Origin of the sequence: Gelidibacter sp. (genome assembly GCF_035577925.1) — a bacterium.
In the GTDB taxonomy this organism is placed as follows: Bacteria; Bacteroidota; Bacteroidia; order Flavobacteriales; family Flavobacteriaceae; genus Gelidibacter.
This window is the reverse complement of sequence record NZ_DATJCY010000144.1, coordinates 1-1,681: the sequence shown is the minus strand read 5'-3', so window position 1 is coordinate 1,681 and position 1,681 is coordinate 1. Positions and strand designations below refer to the sequence as shown.

Here is a 1,681-nt window from a genome sequence, read left to right as displayed (position 1 = left end):
ATTGGAAACCTGCATCGGGATTTGAAGATTTGGTAAAAGGGCTCAAATATTAGCACATTTTTTTCTTACTACATGACAAAAAAATCAAACCTCATAGACACATAGCATCTGATAACTTAAGATGCACAAAGTAAGAAACTTAGAAGCTTAGCTTCTAAGCTATGTGAAACTTTAGTAAGAGAGGAAGGCCTCTTTAAAGACTATGTCCCTATGTGTTAAAAAAAAGTCGTGTACTCAACATCTTTTTACAAAAACACTAAAGCTATTTTATTAATACTTTCAGTCTTTCTACCGCTTGTTCAGCCGTAATATCCCGTTGTGGCGATCCAAACATTTCATAGCCTACCATGAATTTTTTTACCGTAGCACTTCTTAACAACGGTGGATAAAAACTCATGTGCCAATGCCAATGCGCATTATCTTTTCCATTGGTTGGCGCTTGGTGTATGCCGCTTGAATAAGGGAATGACGTTTGAAATAAAGCATCATAAGCTTTTGTTATTTTAGAAATAGCATCGGCAAAAGCCAAGCTTTCTGCATCCGATAATTCGGTAATGTCTTTATAAGCTTTTTTAGGAACAATCATGGTTTCAAACGGCCAAACGGCCCAAAATGGCGCTAAGACCACAAAGGCATCGTTTTGATAAATAATACGTTCATTGGCCTGAAGTTCTTGTTTGAGATAATCGCCCAGAAGGCTGGTTTTATTTTTGTCGAAATAGGCTTTTTGATGCTGATCTTTCTTTTCTACTTCGTTGGGCAATGTGGATTGACTCCAAATTTGCCCGTGTGGATGCGGATTGCTACAGCCCATAACGGCTCCTTTATTTTCAAAAATCTGAACGTAATTGATCATCTCGTTTGAACCTAAAAGCGTGTATTCCTTTTGCCAGGCTTGGACCACTTTGTTGATATCCGTGACTTCCATATCTGCCAAACTCTTTGAATGATCCGGACTGAAGCAAATAACCTTACAAATACCTTGTTCACTTTCGGCTTTGAACAATCCATCATTTACGGAAAACGAAGGCGACGTGGTTTGCAATGCCGCAAAATCATTCGTGAAAATAAAAACGTCTTTATAATCGGGATTTATTTCACCATTAATTCGCGTATTCCTTGCACATAAATAACAAGTAGAATCGTGTGCAGGTCGCTGTTCATTTGAAATAGTTTCATTTTGTCCTTGCCATGGCCTTTTCGCTCTGTGTGGCGATACAAGCACCCATTCGCCAGTTAAAATATTATAGCGTTTATGCGAATAATCTTGCAAATTGTTATCCATCTTACTTTTGTTCAATTATTTTGACTTTACAATATGTGTCCCTTGAGCCAGTTTTACTTCATAAATGGAACAAGGTCTTCCAAATTCTGCTTTAAAAAGTTCAGTAATCTGATTTTTAAAGGTTTCAACTTCACTTTTAAAAACCAAGTTTATCGTACAGCCGCCAAAACCACCGCCCATCATTCGGGCACCAATAACATGAGGAGTTTTATGTGCTTTATCCACTAAAAAATCGAGTTCTGTACAGCTTACTTTATACTTATTGCTTAAACCATCATGCGATTGAAAAAGCAAGTTTCCTAAAGTTTCCAAGTCTTCTTTTTCTATCGCTTCTGAAAATTGATGCACACGATTATTTTCTTCAATAACATATAATGCTTTTTGATAATCGGCTTC

General features: G+C 37.1%; 1 protein-coding gene and 1 pseudogene. Both read right to left on the bottom strand.

Annotation, left to right across the window (positions count from 1 at the left end; genetic code table 11):
- Positions 1-262: 262 nt before the first annotated feature.
- Complete coding sequence (locus VNJ50_RS04960) at positions 263-1,285, bottom strand: UDP-glucose--hexose-1-phosphate uridylyltransferase (RefSeq protein ID WP_325579623.1); 1,023 nt, start codon at positions 1,283-1,285, stop codon at positions 263-265.
- Between the two features lie 15 nt (positions 1,286-1,300).
- A pseudogene (locus tag VNJ50_RS04955) lies at positions 1,301-1,681 on the bottom strand (galactokinase); the annotation flags it as partial.